A 14,165-nucleotide genomic window follows, 5' to 3' on the forward strand; every position below is an offset into this window, starting at 1 on the left:
CGTTTTCGCCGCTCCGCCAGTCTGTATGAGTGACGGAGGGAGCGGGGATGGGTGCGACCACTGTGGACCGCGACGAGTTCGTACGGCTGACCGACCCGTACCGGCGGGAGCTGCTCGCGCACTGCTACCGGATGCTGGGCTCGGTCGACGAGGCCGAGGATCTGGTGCAGGAGACGTATCTGCGGGCCTGGCGGTCCTACGACGGCTACGAGGGCCGGGCGTCCTTGCGGACCTGGCTGCACCGGATCGCCACCAACACGTGTCTGACGGCCCTGGAGGGGCGCGCGCGACGTCCGCTGCCCTCGGGGCTCGGCGGGCCCGCAGAGGCGCCCGAGGAGCCGCTGACGGCCCCTGTGACGGACGTTCCGTGGCTCCAGCCGCTGCCCGACACGCTGATCGACCCGGCGAGCGTCGTCGCAGCGCGGGGCAGTCTGCGCCTCGCACTGGTCGCGGCGCTGCAGAATCTGCCCGCGCGGCAGCGGGCCGTACTGATCCTGCGGGACGTGCTGGCGTGGCGGGCGACCGAGGTGGCCGCGCTGCTCGGCACCTCCACTGCGGCCGTGAAGAGCAGCCTCCAACGCGCGCGTGCCCGCCTCGACGAGCTGGCGCCGGACGAGGACCTGGTCGAGGAGCCGGAGGGCGCCGCCGACCGCGAGGTGCTCGACCGCTATGTGGCCGCCTTCGAGAACGCCGACCTGGACTCCCTGATCGGCCTCCTCCAGGACGGCGTCGAACTGGAGATGCCGCCCTTCCTGGAGTGGTACCGCGGCAAGAAGGACGTGCTGTGCTTCCTGCACGCAGGTGTGCACGAGACGGGCGCCCTGCGGATGCTGCCCATTCGCGCGAACGGGCAGCCGGCCGTCGCGATGTACGTACGCGAGGAGGACGGGGTCTTCCGGGGGCACTCCGTGCAGGTGCTGACCGTGGTGGACGGTTCCCTGGCCCGCATCACGGCCTTCCTCGATCCGGCCGTGCTGGTCCGGTTCGGACTGTCGAAGGAGCTGCCGTGAACTCCGGGGAGCTGCTGGAGCGCTCGCTCGCCTATGCGCTGGGCAGCGTCGCCGAGGTCGGGTCGGCGAGCCCGGGGCGGGCGACGCCGTGCGCCGAGTGGGACCTGGGGGAGCTGCTGGCGCACCTCGACGACTCGCTGGAGGCGCTCTACGAGGGGCTGACCGGCGGGCGGATCGATCTGCTCCCGCGTGCCGACCGCGTCTGCGGCTTCCGTACGCGCGCGTGCGCGGTGCTCGGCGCCTGGGCCGCCGGGCCGCCACACACGACCCTGGTGGGCGAACGGCCGCTGGATGTACGGGTGATGGGGGCCGTGGGGGCGGTGGAGATAGCCGTGCACGGGTGGGACGTGGCGCAAGCCTGCGGCCTGCCCAGGCCCCTTCCCGTCCCGCTCGCGGCCGAGTTGCTGAGCGTCGCCCGGTGTGTGGTGGCGGAGGAGGACCGGGGGGTGCGGTTCGGCGCGCCGGTCGACGTGCCGCCACGCGCGCGTGCCGATGTGCGGCTGCTGGCCTTCCTGGGCCGCCGCGATTCCTTTCCGGGGTGAGCCGGGTCTGCCTTCCGTGAGTGACCGTCGTGATCTCACGGAAGGCAGCACCATGACCGAGACCCTCAAAGCCCCCCTCCGCACACCACCCCCCGCCGAACATGCGCCACGCCGCGTGTGGACCGTCGCCCTCGCCGGGCTCGGCGCGCTGCTGTGCTCCCTCGACGTCGTGGTCGTCGCCACCGCGCTGCCCGCCCTGCGGGCCGACTTCGGGGCGAGCTTGTCCCAGCTGGAATGGACGATCAACGCCTACAACCTCGTCTTCGCCTGTCTCACCCTGACCGGCGCCGCGCTCGGGGACCGGTTCGGGCGGCGCCGGATGTACGTCGTGGGCCTCGCCGTCTTCACGCTGGCCTCGGCCGCCGCGGCCCTCGCCCAGGGCCCGGGCCAGCTCATCGGCGCACGCGTCATCCAGGGCGCCGGGGCCGCCGTACTGCTGCCGCTCACCCTGACCCTGATCAGCGAGGCGTTCCCGGCCGAGAAGCGGGGCGTCGCCATCGGGATGTGGGGCGGGGTCACCGGACTCGGGGTGGCCGCCGGGCCGGTGCTCGGCGGGGCCGTCACCGAAGGGCTGTCCTGGCAGTGGATCTTCTGGCTGAACGTGCCCATCGGGCTCGCCATGCTGCCGCTCGCCGCGACCAAGCTGCGTGAGAGCTACGGCACCCGCCCCCAACTCGACCTGATCGGACTGGCGTTGGCGGCCCTGGGCCTGACCGGCCTCGCCTGGGCGCCGGTGCGGGCGCCCGAGGTCGGCTGGGGGAGCGCCGAGGTGCTGGCCGCGCTGGCGGTCGGGGTGGTGTTCGTCGCAGCCTTCCTGGGCTGGGAGCGCAAGGGGGCCCGCTATCCGATGCTGCCCCTGTCGCACTTCCGGCGGCGCGGCTTCTCCACCGCCAACGCCTCCGCCTTCCTGCTCTTCGCCTCGCTGCTCGGCGCCCTGTTCATGATCACGCAGCTCTTCCAGCTCGGCCTCGGCTACTCCCCGCTGGAGGCGGGCGTCCGGATCCTCGTCTGGAACGCCACGCCCCTGCTGATCGCACCGATCGCCGGGGCGCTGGCCGACCGGTTCGGGAACCGGCCGTTCATGCTGGGCGGCCTGCTGCTCCAGGCGACCGGCCTCGCCCTGCTGGCCGGACAGCTGGAACCCGGCGTCGGATACGGCAGCCTCGTCCTCCCGCTGATCGTCGCGGGCGTCGGCATCTCCATGGTCTTCCCGAGCGTGGCCAACGCCGTGACCTCGTCCGTCCCGCTGGGCGACGCGGGTGTCGCGGCCGGCGTCAACAACGCCCTGCGCGAACTCGGCGGCGTCTTCGGGGTCGCCATCGCCGCGGCCGTGTTCACGACGTACGGCGGCTATGGCTCACCGGAGGCGTTCATCGACGGCGCCGGGGCGGCGCTGTGGGTGAGCGCGGGCGCGGCGGCCGTGGGGGCGGCGGTGGCGGCGTTCGCACCGCGTCGGGCCTAGGGGTTGTGGCCGGGGCCCACCTTCTTTATAGTCGTAGTGACTATTAAGGGGGTGGGTCCACATGGCCGAGATGGACGGGACGTACGCGTACGACAAGTACGCCCATGAACCCTTCGCCGTCACCGCCGACCTCGCCGTCCTCACGATCCTCGACGGCGTCCTGCACGTCCTGCTCGTCGAGCGCGGACAGGAGCCCTTCAAGGGGCACTGGGCGCTGCCCGGCGGCTTCGTGCAGCCGGACGAGTCGGCGGAGACGGCCGCCCGGCGCGAACTCGCCGAGGAGACCGGCCTGTCGGACGTCTCCGGGCTGCACCTGGAGCAACTGCGCACCTACAGCGAACCCGGCCGCGACCCCCGGATGCGGGTCGTGACCGTCGCCTTCACCGCCCTGCTGCCCCACCCTCCCCCAGACTCCCTCCGGGGGGACCCCCACCTCGCTTCGCTCGAACCGCACGGCGGCAGCGACGCCGCACAGGCCCGCTGGGTGCCGTACGACAAGGCGGGCCCGCTCGCCTTCGACCACGACCGCATCCTGGCCGACGCGCAGGAACGGGTCGGCGCCAAGCTCGAATACACCTGTCTCGCCACCGCCTTCTGCCCGCCCGAGTTCACCCTCGGCGAGTTGCAGCACGTGTACGAGGTGGTGTGGGGCACCGCCCTGGACCGGCCCAACTTCCGCCGGAAGGTGCTCGCCACGCCGGGCTTCGTGGCACCCGTGCCCGGCGCCGCCCGGCTCACCGGCGGGCGCGGCAAGCCGGCCGCGCTGTACCGCGCGGGTACCGCCACCGCCCTCCACCCGCCCCTGCTCCGGCCGACCCCGGAAGGACACCCCGCATGACCACCACCACCGTCCGCAAGCGCGCCGCCACCGGCTCCCTGCTCGGCCTCGCCCTCGGGGACGCGCTCGGCTTCCCGACCGAGTTCAACGACGTGCCGTCGATCCTCGCCAAGTGCGGGCCATGGCGCGAGATGGAGCTGCCGACGCCGGCGATCGTCACCGACGACACCCAGATGACGCTGGCGCTGGGGAAGGGGCTGAGGACGGCGATGGACCGGGGTGTGCTCGGGCCGAAGCGGCTGGAGCGGCCGGTGCGCGAGGAGTTCGTGGACTGGTACCAGTCACCGGAGAACAACCGCGCGCCGGGCCGGACCTGTCTGGTCGCCTGCAATCTGCTCAAGGATGAGAACCGGCCCTGGCAGGACGCCAGCCAGATCAACTCCAAGGGCTGCGGCGCCAACATGCGTGTCGCGCCGATCGGGCTCGTCCCCGGTCTCAGCGACGAACAGCGCGCGGGCGCCGCCCAGTTGCAGTCCGCGCTCACCCACGGCCATCCGACGGCGCTCGCGGCGTCCGACCTGACCGCACACGCCGTACGCCTCCTCGCCCAGGGCGCCGAGCCGACCGGGCTGGTCGGGCTGCTGCGGTCGTACGCCTACGAGAACCGCACCCACTACCACGAGCGCTGGCTCGGCGATCTGTGGACCCGTAGCCAGGACCCGTCGGCCGAGCACTTCATCGCGCGCGGCTGGGACGAGTGCCTGGGTGTCCTGGACCGCCTCCAGGAGGCCGTGCGCACCGCGTCGCCCGAGACCGACCCGTGCCTGGCGACCGGCGAGGGCTGGATCGCGGAAGAGGCCATGGCGAGCGGGCTGCTGTGCTTCCTGTGGTTCGTCGACGAGCCGCTGACGGCCCTGCGCCGGGCCGCCTGTACGTCCGGGGACTCCGACTCCATCGCCTGTCTGGCCGGCGCGTTCGCGGGCGCCTGCCTGGGCGCGGACGCCTGGCCGACCGAGTGGGCGGACCGGATCGAGTACCAGGGCGACCTGATGACCCTCGGGGCGCTCTGGGACGCTTGAGCGATGATCGACGCCCTGGACATCGACCTCGCGCCCGTAGTCGCCGAACAGCCAGACCCGCTGCTGTTCGCGACAGTCTCCGGCGCACACCTGTACGGCTTCCCGTCGCGCGACTCGGACGTCGACCTGCGCGGCGTCCATCTGCTGCCGGTCGCCGACCTCGTCGGGCTGCGGGAACCGGACGAGACGCGCTCGCGGATGTGGGACCGGGACGGCGTCGAGATGGACCTGGTCACCCACGACCTGCGCAAGTTCGTACGGCTGATGCTGCGCCGCAACGGCTACGTCCTGGAGCAGTTGCTCTCCCCGCTCGTCGTGCACACCACCGACGCCCACCGGGAGCTGGCAGGCCTCGCCCCGGGTGTCCTGACCGGCCACCACGCCCATCACTATCGAGGATTCGCGGGCACGCAGTGGCGGCTGTTCGAGAAGACCGGCGAACTCAAGCCGCTGCTCTACACCTTCCGGGCGCTGCTCACCGGGGTGCATCTGATGCGCAGCGGTGAGGTGCAGGCGCATCTGCCCACGCTGATCGGCGAGGTCGACGCGCCCGGCTATCTGCCGGAGCTGATCGTGGCCAAGGCTGAGCGGGAGCACGGGGCCGCCGATGTCGACCACGCGCGCGTGGCGGCCGACGTGGAGCGGCTGCACGGCGTGCTGGACGAGGCGCAGGCCGCCTCAGCCCTGCCCGACGCCCCCGATGCCCATGCCGCCCTGCACGCCTTCGTCGTACGGGTCCGGCTGGAGGGCTGAGGCGCGGCGGACCCGGACGAGGAAGTCCTCCACGCGGCGCCGGTCCGGCTCGGCCGGGAGAGGGCTCGCGTGCACGGTCTCCTCCGCCTCGCCCGCCAGGCGGGTCATCCGGGACTCCACCTCCGGCCAGGGCACCTCGCCGCGCTTGACCTCCAGCAGTTGCTCGCGCCGGTCGCCGACGTCGATCGTCAGATGCCCGGTGCGCAGCAGGTCGCGGGCGCTCGCCAGGAGGCGCAGGAGGTGCATCGCGTGCTTCCAGCGCGGGGCGCCGTGCACGCGGACGTCGGCCTCCAGCTTCTTGCGCTGACCGAGCGCGTAGCGCGTGAACGTCTCGTACGCCTGGCGGGACAGGAAGGCCTCGCGCAGGGCCAGCAGCTCACGGCCGGTGTCGTCGACGTACTCCACGAAGGGGGAGTGCAGGCACTCCAGGATGTTCGGGTTGGCGCGCAGGGCCAGCTCGCAGAAGCGCTCCAGCTCCCAGCTGAACTGCTCCTCAAGGGGCCCTTCGACATGCGTCGGCGGCTTCTCGAAGCGCCAGAAGAGGGGCGTGGGGGCGAGGAACACGCCCCGGCGGTCGGTGTCGCTGTCGTCCGTCGCCAGACCGAAGGCGCGCGAACCCATCACACAGGCGTAGATCGTGTGGTCGCGCACCAGGGTCTCGGGGAGCATGCCCCGGAGCGTACGCGGCGGATCACGCCAGACGGATCGAATTTCCGTCCACGGTGATCTTCTTCTCCGGCAGCGGCCTCGGCGCCGGAGGGTGGGCCACCGAACCGTCCGCGATGTGGTACTTGCTGCCGTGGCAGGGGCAGTTGATCGTGCCGTCCTCGACCGTGGAGACCGTGCACTGCTGATGGGTGCAGATGGCGGAGAACGCCTTGAACTCGCCGGCCTTCGGCTGGGTCACCACCACCTCCTCGTCCGCGAAGATCTTGCCGCCGCCCACCGGGATGTCGGTGGTGGTGGCCAGCTGCTGGCCGGGGGTGAGGCTGGCGGCCGAGCCGCCGTCGCCGCCGGAATCGCCACAGCCCGCGACGAGCGCCGCCGCGCCTGTCGCGCCCGTCGCGATGAGGATCGTGCGCCGCGTCGGACGGTTGGTCATGTCGTCACTCCGAACGTGCGGAAGAACCAGAGGGCGGATGTGAGCCAGATGATCGTGAGTGCGGTGAGGACCAGACCGCCGACGATCGGCAGCAGCCAGCCCGGGAGTCGCTCCGAGCGGAGCAACAGCATCTTCGCACTGAATGCACCGAAGAAGAAGCAACCCAGGATGGAGTGCAGTAAAACGCGCGAATCGTATGTCTGGTAGCCCAGCGCGTACAGACAGTGCACCGCCACCGGGACGGAGAGCAGGAACGCCACACGGCCCGACCAGCGGTGCAGCGCGGACGACCAGGCCGGCCCCGGCAGCCTGCCGTACAGCATCAGCGCCGAGACCAGCTGGACCAGCGCGAAGAACACCGCCGCCGTCGCCAGCCAGGACTTCAACGCGATCGTGCTGCTGAACCCGGCGAGGTTGAAGACCGTCCCGGCGGGGTCATGGACCTTGCCGTACGCCCCGAGAGCGACCGCGACCGCGCCGGCGACCAGGGCCGGGATCAGATAGCGGGCCGCGCCCGGGCGGCGGTGGCCGGGCCCCGGGGACGGGAAGTCCTGGGTGACGGCGTTCGGGTCGACGGTCATGATCGACTCCCGGGGGTCAAGGTGTGGCGGGGCGGGCCGTGAGGCGCTGTCCGTCGACCGTCACCGCGCCGGTGCCCGGGTCGAGCCGCGGGGCGGGTGCGGGGCGGCCGTCGCGGGTGAGGATGCCGACCTGACCGCCGTCCGGCTGCACGATCCAGCCGCCGTCGGTCTCGGTGCCGTTGACGGTGGCGGTGGCCCGGTACAGACCGGCCGGCTTCGTCGTCCGGTCGGCGGTGAAGGCCTGGCTCCCGCCGCCGACGTCGACCGTGCCGCGAATCCGGTTGCCCTCCTTGAGGGCGCCGTTCAGCACGGAGCCGTCCTCGGCGGTCAGGCGCATGGTCCCGTCGTCGTTCACGTCACCCTTCAGCCACGCCTCCTCGGCGCGGCCGTCGCAGTAGTACGCGAGGGCCTTTCCGCCGCGCAGGGTCACGGCCACGGAGGCGGAGTCGTCGTCGGTGCGGCCGGTGTAGCGGGCGTCGGGGATCGGGGTCTTCGAGGGCGACGGTGACGGGGCCGGGGACGACTTCGGAGTCGGAGTCGGGGTCGCGGTCGTCGGCGGTGATGACGACGCGTTTCTCGTCCCCGTCGTCGCGTTGAGCGACAGCATGAACACACCGACCAACAGTCCCGCGAGCAAGGTGAGCAAGGGTCCGGGACGCTTCATGAGGCCTCCCCCGAGGCGAGCTTGACGCCCATGAGAGCGGAGCCATGGCCCGCCGTCCAGAGGCGCACGGTGGCGTTCGCGGTCCGGTAGCGAAATCGGGATGGACGGGTGACATTGACCCAAAGCCGACCGTCCGGGGCCCGGGGTGTCTCAGCGGGCGGGCGACCCGCGTCCCCCGCACCCGGGCTGACTAGGCTGGACAGTCGCAGAGCCGATCCGTACATCAGCAAGGAGCAGCGTCGTGGCGGTACGAGCGGTCCGGGGGGCCGTCCAACTGGAGCGGGACGAGGCCGGCCACATGGACGAGCAGGTCGGGGCCCTGCTCACCACGATCCTGGAGCGCAACGGCCTGGGCGTGGACGACCTGATCAGCATCTGGTTCACGGCCACGCCCGATCTGCACAGCGACTTCCCGGCGGCCGCCGCCCGCAAGCTCGGCATCGTCGACGTACCGCTGATCTGCGCCCAGGAACTCGACATCCAGGGCGCCATGCCCCGGGTGGTCCGCGTCCTCGCGCACATCGAGTCCGACCGGCCCCGCGCCGACATCGCGCATGTCTACCTCGGTACCGCCGCCGCCCTGCGCAAGGACATCGCCCAGTGAGAACCGCACTCGTCATCGGCACCGGCCTCATCGGTACGTCCGCCGCGCTCGCCCTGTCCCAGCGGGGCGTCGTCGTCCACCTCGCCGACCACGACCCCGAGCAGGCCCGTACGGCGGCCGCGCTCGGCGCCGGCACCGACGAGGCGCCCGAGCGGCCCGTCGACCTCGCGATCGTCGCCGCCCCGCCCGCGCACGTCGCCGGGGTGCTCGCCGACGCCATGCGCCGGGGCGTGGCCCGCGGCTACCTCGACGTGGCCAGCGTCAAGGGCGGACCGCGCCGCGAACTGGAGGCGCTCGGGCTCGACCTGTCGTCGTACATCGGCACGCATCCCATGTCGGGCCGCGAGAAGTCCGGCCCGCTGGCCGCGAGCGGCGACCTCTTCGAGGGCCGCCCCTGGGTGCTCACCCCCACCCGCGACACCGACACCGAGGTGCTGAACCTCGCCCTGGAACTGGTCTCGCACTGCCGTGCCGTGCCGGTGGTCATGGACGCCGACGCCCACGACCGCGCGGTCGCCCTGGTGTCCCACATGCCCCATCTGATGGCCAGCATGGTCGCCGCGCGGCTGGAGAGCGCCGAGGAGACGGCCGTACGGCTGTGCGGCCAGGGCATTCGCGATGTGACCCGGATCGCCGGCTCCGACCCCCGGATGTGGATCGACATCCTCTCCGCTAACCCAGGCCCCGTCGCCGACCTCCTCGGCGATGTCGCCGCCGACCTGGAGGAGACGGTGCGGGCGCTGCGCGCGCTGCAGTCGTCCGACGAGGCCAAGCGGGGCGAGGGCACCGCCGGGATCGAGGACATGCTGCGGCGCGGGAACGCCGGCCAGGTGCGGGTGCCCGGCAAGCACGGGGCCGCCCCGCGGGTCTACGAGGTCGTCGCCGTACTCATCGACGACCAGCCGGGACAGCTGGCGCGGATCTTCGCCGACGCCGGCCGGGCCGGGGTCAACATCGAGGACGTGCGGATCGAGCACGCCACGGGGCAGCAGGCCGGTCTGGTCCAGCTGATGGTGGAGCCGAAGGCGGCGCCGGTGCTGTCGGCGTCGTTGCGGGAGCGGGGCTGGGCGATCCGGCAGTAGGGCCCTGAACAGTGCGCGGCCGGACGAGTGACGGGAGCCCGGTAACCTTGTGCGGGGCGCCCTCGCGTCCCCACACTCCCGCCTCACCGCACCAGGAAGGTGTCCCCCCGTGGAAAACGGTGCCGCCAAGCCCGTGATTGTCGCCATCGACGGCCCCTCCGGCACTGGCAAGTCGAGCACGTCGAAGGCCGTCGCCGCGCAGCTCGGGCTGAGCTACCTCGACACCGGCGCCCAGTACCGGGCGATCACCTGGTGGATGGTGAGCAACGGCATCGACATCGAGGACCCGACCGCGATCGCGGCCGTCGCCGCCAAGCCGGAGATCATCTCCGGCACCGACCCGGCGAACCCCACGATCAGCGTCGACGGCACCGATGTGGCCGGCCCGATCCGCACCCAGGAGGTCACCTCCAAGGTCAGCGCGGTCAGCGCGGTGCCCGAGGTCCGGGCCCGGATCACCGAGCTCCAGCGCACGCTGGCCACCTCCGCCGAGTACGGCATCGTCGTCGAGGGCCGCGACATCGGTACGACCGTGCTGCCCGACGCCGACCTGAAGATCTTCCTCACCGCCTCCGCGGAGGCCCGCGCGGCCCGGCGCAGCGGTGAGCTCAAGGGCGCCGACGTCAACGCCACCCGTGAGGCCCTGATCAAGCGTGACGCGGCCGACTCCAGCCGCAAGACCTCGCCGCTCGCCAAGGCGGACGACGCGGTCGAGGTGGACACCACCGCGCTGACGCTGCCGCAGGTCATCGAGTGCGTCGTGACGCTCGTCGAGGAGAAGCGAGCCGCGAAGTGAGCCTTCCGTCAGAGCGGGGTGCCGACATCGGGCGGCGCATCGGCGTCGGCCTGATGTACGGGCTGTGGCGGCCGCGGGTCCTGGGTGCCTGGAAGGTGCCCGCGACCGGGCCGCTGATCCTCGCGGTCAACCACAGCCACAACATCGACGGGCCGATGGTGATGGGCGTGGCACCCCGGCCGGTGCACTTCCTGATCAAGAGGGAAGCCTTCGTCGGCCCGCTCGACCCCTTCCTGACCGGCATCGGCCAGCTCAAGGTGGACCGGCACTCCGCCGACCGCACCGCCATCACACAGGCCCTCGACGTCCTGAAGAACGGCGGCGTCCTCGGCATATTTCCCGAGGGCACCCGCGGCGAGGGCGACTTCGCCTCGCTGCGCGCCGGGCTCTCCTACTTCGCCGTGCGCGGCGGCGCCCCGATCGTCCCGGTCGCGGTGCTGGGAAGTTCCGAGAAGCGCGGACGGTTGGTCAAGGGGCTGCCTCCGTTGCGGCACCGGGTCGATGTCGTCTTCGGCGAGCCTTTCGACGCGGGCGACGGCAGCGGGCGGCGCACGCGCAGGGCGCTGGACGAGGCGACCGTGCGCATCCAGAAGCAGCTCACCGAGCACCTGGAAAACGCCAGGCGGCTGACCGGCCGCTAGGCGACACTGAGTAGTGGATCAGCCGGGAGAAACCGGGCGTTCCACCGATCACCACGATGAACGACGAGGTACGGACTTCATGAACGACCACATCCACTCCGAGGGCTCGGGCGGGGAGCACGACCACGGAGAGCTTGGCGACGCCGAGTACGCGGAGTTCATGGAGCTCGCCGCGGAAGAGGGCTTCGACCTCGAGGACGTCGAGGGCGCCATCGAGGCGGCAGGCCACGGCCCGCTGCCCGTCCTCGCCGTCGTCGGGCGGCCCAATGTCGGCAAGTCGACTCTCGTCAACCGCATCATCGGGCGCCGCGAGGCCGTCGTCGAGGACAAGCCCGGCGTCACCCGCGACCGCGTGACCTACGAGGCCGAGTGGGCGGGCCGCCGCTTCAAGGTCGTCGACACCGGCGGCTGGGAGCAGGACGTCTTCGGCATCGACGCCTCCGTCGCAGCGCAGGCCGAGTTCGCGATCGAGGCCGCCGACGCCGTCGTGTTCGTCGTCGACGCCAAGGTGGGCGCCACCGACACCGACGAGGCGGTCGTACGACTGCTGCGCAAGGCCGGCAAGCCCGTGGTGCTGTGCGCCAACAAGGTCGACGGCCCCAGCGGCGAGGCGGACGCCTCCTACCTGTGGTCCCTCGGCCTCGGCGAGCCGCACCCGGTCTCCGCGCTGCACGGCCGTGGCACCGGCGACATGCTGGACGCCGTCCTGGAGGCGCTGCCGGAGGCGCCCCAGCAGACCTTCGGCAGCGCCGGGATCGGCGGCCCCCGCCGGATCGCGCTCATCGGCCGCCCGAACGTCGGCAAGTCCTCCCTGCTGAACAAGGTGGCGGGGGAGGAGCGCGTCGTCGTCAACGAACTGGCCGGCACCACCCGTGACCCGGTCGACGAGCTCATCGAACTGGGCGGCGTGACCTGGAAGTTCGTCGACACCGCGGGCATCCGCAAGCGCGTCCACCTCCAGCAGGGTGCCGACTACTACGCCTCGCTGCGCACCGCGGCCGCCGTGGAGAAGGCCGAGGTGGCCGTCATCCTCATCGACGCCTCCGAGTCCATCTCCGTGCAGGACCAGCGGATCGTCACCATGGCCGTCGAGGCCGGCCGTGCCATGGTCATCGCCTACAACAAGTGGGACACCCTCGACGAGGAGCGCCGCTACTACCTGGAGCGGGAGATCGAGACCGAGTTCGGGCAGGTCGCCTGGGCGCCCCGGGTGAATGTCTCGGCGCAGACCGGACGCCACATGGAGAAGCTGGTCCCGGCGATCGAGACGGCCCTCGCCGGCTGGGAGACCCGGGTCCCCACCGGCCGGCTGAACGCCTTCCTCGGTGAGCTGGTCGCCGCCCACCCCCACCCGATCCGCGGCGGCAAGCAGCCCCGCATCCTGTTCGGCACCCAGGCGGGCACCAAGCCGCCGAGGTTCGTGCTCTTCGCCTCCGGCTTCATCGAGGCGGGCTACCGCCGCTTCATCGAACGCCGGCTGCGCGAGCAGTTCGGCTTCGAGGGCACGCCGATCCATCTCTCGGTGCGGGTGCGCGAGAAGCGCGGCAAGAAGAAGTAACGGACACACGACGAAGGGGCGGCCCGTGGCGGGCCGCCCCTTCGTCGTGTGTGCTCAGCCCCGGCGCGCCGGCGGCAGCGCGGCCGGGACATGGTGCATCCCCGTGCCCTGCGGACCGATGTGCCCCACGCGCTGCCACTGCGGCTGCTGACCACCGCTGCCGTTGCGGGCGCTGTGCGCCCCCGCGCTGTAGGCGCTGTACGAACTGCTGAACGACCCCGGGCGATGGCCGCCGTACGAGCCCGTACTCCGCTGGATGTTCCCGAACGCGATGAACCCCAGGTCCTCCTCACCACTGCGATCACCCGGCAGCGAACGGAAGGACTTGACGTACTCGGCGTAGAGCGCGTCGTAGATCGGCGTGGGCGATGGCCCGCCCTGAAGGCGGGGAACGTCGTATGCATGCACGTATGTCCAAACGACGTCAGGCTTCATGGGATGCGGTTCGGCGGCATGCCTTTAGGGGCGCGGGGCCGCGCCGGTGTGCCGCTCCGCCGCATGGGTGCGATCACGTGCCCGCGAGGGGCAGTGCCGCTCCGACCAGCTTCCCGTTCGCCGCGGCCTTGTCCAGCGCCTCCCGGAGCAGGTCCTCCCTGGGCTGGCGGCCGATGGAGCCCACGGGTGCCGCGAACATCAGTACCTGCTGGTGCTTGTTGGCCGCCGCGCGCCACCCGTCGGTCACCAGCAGCGGCTGATGCGCCTGCCACCACGCGACCGGCTGCCCCCCGTTCGGCCCCGGTTGCAGCACCGCGTGCAGCTGCCCCATGGCCAGCAGCACCGACCAGCCGTGCAGCACCGGCGGCACATCGGCCAGCTCGGTCACCGGCATGAACCCCTGTTCGATGAGCAGCGGCAGGAAGTCGTCCCCGGCGCCGATCGCGCCGGGCCGCACGATGGGGCCGGTCGGCTCGACGACGAGCGCGGGGTGCAACTCCCCGGCGATCAGCACCAGTCCGCTGGTCACCCCGAGCACGGCCTGCTCGGGCACGATCTTGTCCGGCTCCAGGTCGACCGTGTCCCCGGTGATGGACTTCACGGCGCCCTGCAGCTGCTCCTCGGTGACCTGGACGACCTGCGACGGAAGGCACGTGGCGTGGGCGAAGGCGAGGACGGCGGTCTCGTCCCCGATGAACAGGACGGTGCTGGTGCGTTCCTGCTCGGAATCGCCCGGGGTGCGGCAGGACGTGCAGTCGTAACTGCCGGGGGAGTTCTCTCCGGCGAGCAGCCGGTCGGCTTCCTCGTCGCCGATCTCGGCACGTACCTCGTCGCTGACGTCGAGCATGCGCGGCACGGGTGGCTCCTCGGGATGTGGTGCGGGTGGGGCCGGGTGGCTCCCGGCCCGTGATCCGGGCGGGTCCCGGGCTCATGAAGAAGACAACGGAGGATCTGTGGCGGGAGTCACGCACGACAGCGAACGGAATCGAACCATCCGAAGCGCAGGGTCACCTTGCGTGCGGAATTGCCCACTCACCGTCAAGTCCTAGGAAATCCAAGGAAGTTGGTTGCGTGGGGT

17 protein-coding genes are annotated in these 14,165 nt (G+C 71.8%); 11 read left to right on the forward strand and 6 right to left on the reverse strand.

The window, feature by feature from the left end; genetic code table 11:
• The first annotated feature begins 47 nt into the window (after positions 1 to 47).
• From IE325_RS30770 to IE325_RS30795, 6 genes are all read left to right on the forward strand, one after another.
• Entirely contained in the window at positions 48 to 1,010 is a 963-nt protein-coding gene (locus IE325_RS30770) for a sigma-70 family RNA polymerase sigma factor (protein ID WP_190073381.1), read from the forward strand.
• Positions 1,007 to 1,552, forward strand: a complete 546-nt coding sequence (locus IE325_RS30775; protein WP_190073382.1) for a TIGR03086 family metal-binding protein — start codon at positions 1,007 to 1,009, stop codon at positions 1,550 to 1,552. Before IE325_RS30770 ends, IE325_RS30775 begins: the two co-directional genes overlap by 4 nt.
• Positions 1,553 to 1,604: 52 nt before the next feature.
• Positions 1,605 to 3,014, forward strand: coding sequence for an MFS transporter (locus IE325_RS30780; protein WP_190073383.1), 1,410 nt, complete (start codon positions 1,605 to 1,607; stop codon positions 3,012 to 3,014).
• Between the two features lie 70 nt (positions 3,015 to 3,084).
• Positions 3,085 to 3,852, forward strand: a complete 768-nt coding sequence (locus IE325_RS30785; RefSeq protein WP_190073592.1) for an NUDIX hydrolase — start codon at positions 3,085 to 3,087, stop codon at positions 3,850 to 3,852.
• Complete coding sequence (locus tag IE325_RS30790) at positions 3,849 to 4,871, forward strand: ADP-ribosylglycohydrolase family protein (RefSeq protein ID WP_190073384.1); 1,023 nt, start codon at positions 3,849 to 3,851, stop codon at positions 4,869 to 4,871. Before IE325_RS30785 ends, IE325_RS30790 begins: the two co-directional genes overlap by 4 nt.
• Positions 4,872 to 4,874: 3 nt before the next feature.
• Positions 4,875 to 5,624, forward strand: a complete 750-nt coding sequence (locus IE325_RS30795; RefSeq protein ID WP_190073385.1) for a nucleotidyltransferase domain-containing protein — start codon at positions 4,875 to 4,877, stop codon at positions 5,622 to 5,624.
• Here IE325_RS30795 and IE325_RS30800 read toward each other — a convergent pair.
• From IE325_RS30800 to IE325_RS30815, 4 genes are read right to left on the reverse strand one after another with little or no spacing between them, the layout of a single operon-like run.
• Positions 5,550 to 6,293 carry a nucleotidyltransferase domain-containing protein gene (locus IE325_RS30800; RefSeq protein WP_190073386.1) on the reverse strand — a complete coding sequence of 248 codons (744 nt, stop codon included), beginning with the start codon at positions 6,291 to 6,293 and terminating at the stop codon, positions 5,550 to 5,552. The two genes, IE325_RS30795 and IE325_RS30800, sit on opposite strands and share 75 nt — an antisense overlap.
• A gap of 22 nt (positions 6,294 to 6,315) precedes the next feature.
• Positions 6,316 to 6,726, reverse strand: coding sequence for a Rieske (2Fe-2S) protein (locus IE325_RS30805; protein ID WP_190073387.1), 411 nt, complete (start codon positions 6,724 to 6,726; stop codon positions 6,316 to 6,318).
• Positions 6,723 to 7,307: a DUF6529 family protein gene (locus tag IE325_RS30810; RefSeq protein ID WP_190073388.1), complete on the reverse strand. Its 585-nt coding sequence runs from the start codon at positions 7,305 to 7,307 to the stop codon at positions 6,723 to 6,725. Before IE325_RS30810 ends, IE325_RS30805 begins: the two co-directional genes overlap by 4 nt.
• A gap of 16 nt (positions 7,308 to 7,323) precedes the next feature.
• Positions 7,324 to 7,971, reverse strand: a complete 648-nt coding sequence (locus IE325_RS30815) for a hypothetical protein (protein ID WP_190073389.1) — start codon at positions 7,969 to 7,971, stop codon at positions 7,324 to 7,326.
• 241 nt (positions 7,972 to 8,212) lie between these two features.
• Here IE325_RS30815 and aroH point away from each other — a divergent pair, with 241 nt between their 5' ends.
• The 5 genes from aroH to der all read left to right on the forward strand — a co-directional run bounded on the left by aroH (position 8,213) and on the right by der (position 12,652).
• Positions 8,213 to 8,575, forward strand: a complete 363-nt coding sequence (gene aroH, locus IE325_RS30820) for a chorismate mutase (protein ID WP_190073390.1) — start codon at positions 8,213 to 8,215, stop codon at positions 8,573 to 8,575.
• Positions 8,572 to 9,657 carry a prephenate dehydrogenase gene (locus IE325_RS30825; RefSeq protein WP_190073391.1) on the forward strand — a complete coding sequence of 362 codons (1,086 nt, stop codon included), beginning with the start codon at positions 8,572 to 8,574 and terminating at the stop codon, positions 9,655 to 9,657. The genes aroH and IE325_RS30825 overlap by 4 nt, the downstream gene beginning before the upstream one ends.
• Positions 9,658 to 9,766: 109 nt before the next feature.
• A complete protein-coding gene (cmk, locus tag IE325_RS30830) occupies positions 9,767 to 10,453 on the forward strand; it encodes a (d)CMP kinase (RefSeq protein ID WP_190073392.1) in 687 nt (228 codons plus the stop codon).
• Positions 10,454 to 10,506: 53 nt separating this feature from the next.
• Entirely contained in the window at positions 10,507 to 11,094 is a 588-nt protein-coding gene (locus IE325_RS30835; RefSeq protein WP_229912140.1) for a lysophospholipid acyltransferase family protein, read from the forward strand.
• 79 nt (positions 11,095 to 11,173) lie between these two features.
• On the forward strand, positions 11,174 to 12,652 hold the full coding sequence (gene der / locus IE325_RS30840; protein WP_190073394.1) for a ribosome biogenesis GTPase Der: 1,479 nt from the start codon (positions 11,174 to 11,176) through the stop codon (positions 12,650 to 12,652).
• Positions 12,653 to 12,706: 54 nt separating this feature from the next.
• Here der and IE325_RS30845 read toward each other — a convergent pair whose 3' ends face one another.
• Positions 12,707 to 13,060, reverse strand: a complete 354-nt coding sequence (locus IE325_RS30845) for a hypothetical protein (RefSeq protein WP_190073395.1) — start codon at positions 13,058 to 13,060, stop codon at positions 12,707 to 12,709.
• Positions 13,061 to 13,160: 100 nt separating this feature from the next.
• Positions 13,161 to 13,943, reverse strand: a complete 783-nt coding sequence (locus tag IE325_RS30850; protein ID WP_190073396.1) for a DUF8842 C-terminal domain-containing protein — start codon at positions 13,941 to 13,943, stop codon at positions 13,161 to 13,163.
• Positions 13,944 to 14,165 lie beyond the last annotated feature (222 nt).

The sequence above is a fragment of the Streptomyces lanatus genome, from assembly GCF_014655715.1.
Lineage (GTDB): Bacteria > Actinomycetota > Actinomycetes > Streptomycetales > Streptomycetaceae > Streptomyces > Streptomyces lanatus.

Excerpts from the sequence above, each read along its gene's own strand:
- IE325_RS30770 (WP_190073381.1), top strand. The coding sequence starts at position 48 with ATGGGTGCGACCACTGTGGACCGCGACGAGTTCGTACGGCTGACCGAC.
- IE325_RS30780 (WP_190073383.1), top strand. The coding sequence starts at position 1,605 with ATGACCGAGACCCTCAAAGCCCCCCTCCGCACACCACCCCCCGCCGAA.
- IE325_RS30785 (WP_190073592.1), top strand. The coding sequence starts at position 3,085 with ATGGACGGGACGTACGCGTACGACAAGTACGCCCATGAACCCTTCGCC.
- IE325_RS30800 (WP_190073386.1), bottom strand. The coding sequence starts at position 6,293 with ATGCTCCCCGAGACCCTGGTGCGCGACCACACGATCTACGCCTGTGTG.
- IE325_RS30790 (WP_190073384.1), top strand. The coding sequence starts at position 3,849 with ATGACCACCACCACCGTCCGCAAGCGCGCCGCCACCGGCTCCCTGCTC.
- IE325_RS30835 (WP_229912140.1), top strand. The coding sequence starts at position 10,507 with ATGTACGGGCTGTGGCGGCCGCGGGTCCTGGGTGCCTGGAAGGTGCCC.
- IE325_RS30815 (WP_190073389.1), bottom strand. The coding sequence starts at position 7,971 with ATGAAGCGTCCCGGACCCTTGCTCACCTTGCTCGCGGGACTGTTGGTC.
- IE325_RS30810 (WP_190073388.1), bottom strand. The coding sequence starts at position 7,307 with ATGACCGTCGACCCGAACGCCGTCACCCAGGACTTCCCGTCCCCGGGG.
- IE325_RS30805 (WP_190073387.1), bottom strand. The coding sequence starts at position 6,726 with ATGACCAACCGTCCGACGCGGCGCACGATCCTCATCGCGACGGGCGCG.
- der (WP_190073394.1), top strand. The coding sequence starts at position 11,174 with ATGAACGACCACATCCACTCCGAGGGCTCGGGCGGGGAGCACGACCAC.
- IE325_RS30795 (WP_190073385.1), top strand. The coding sequence starts at position 4,875 with ATGATCGACGCCCTGGACATCGACCTCGCGCCCGTAGTCGCCGAACAG.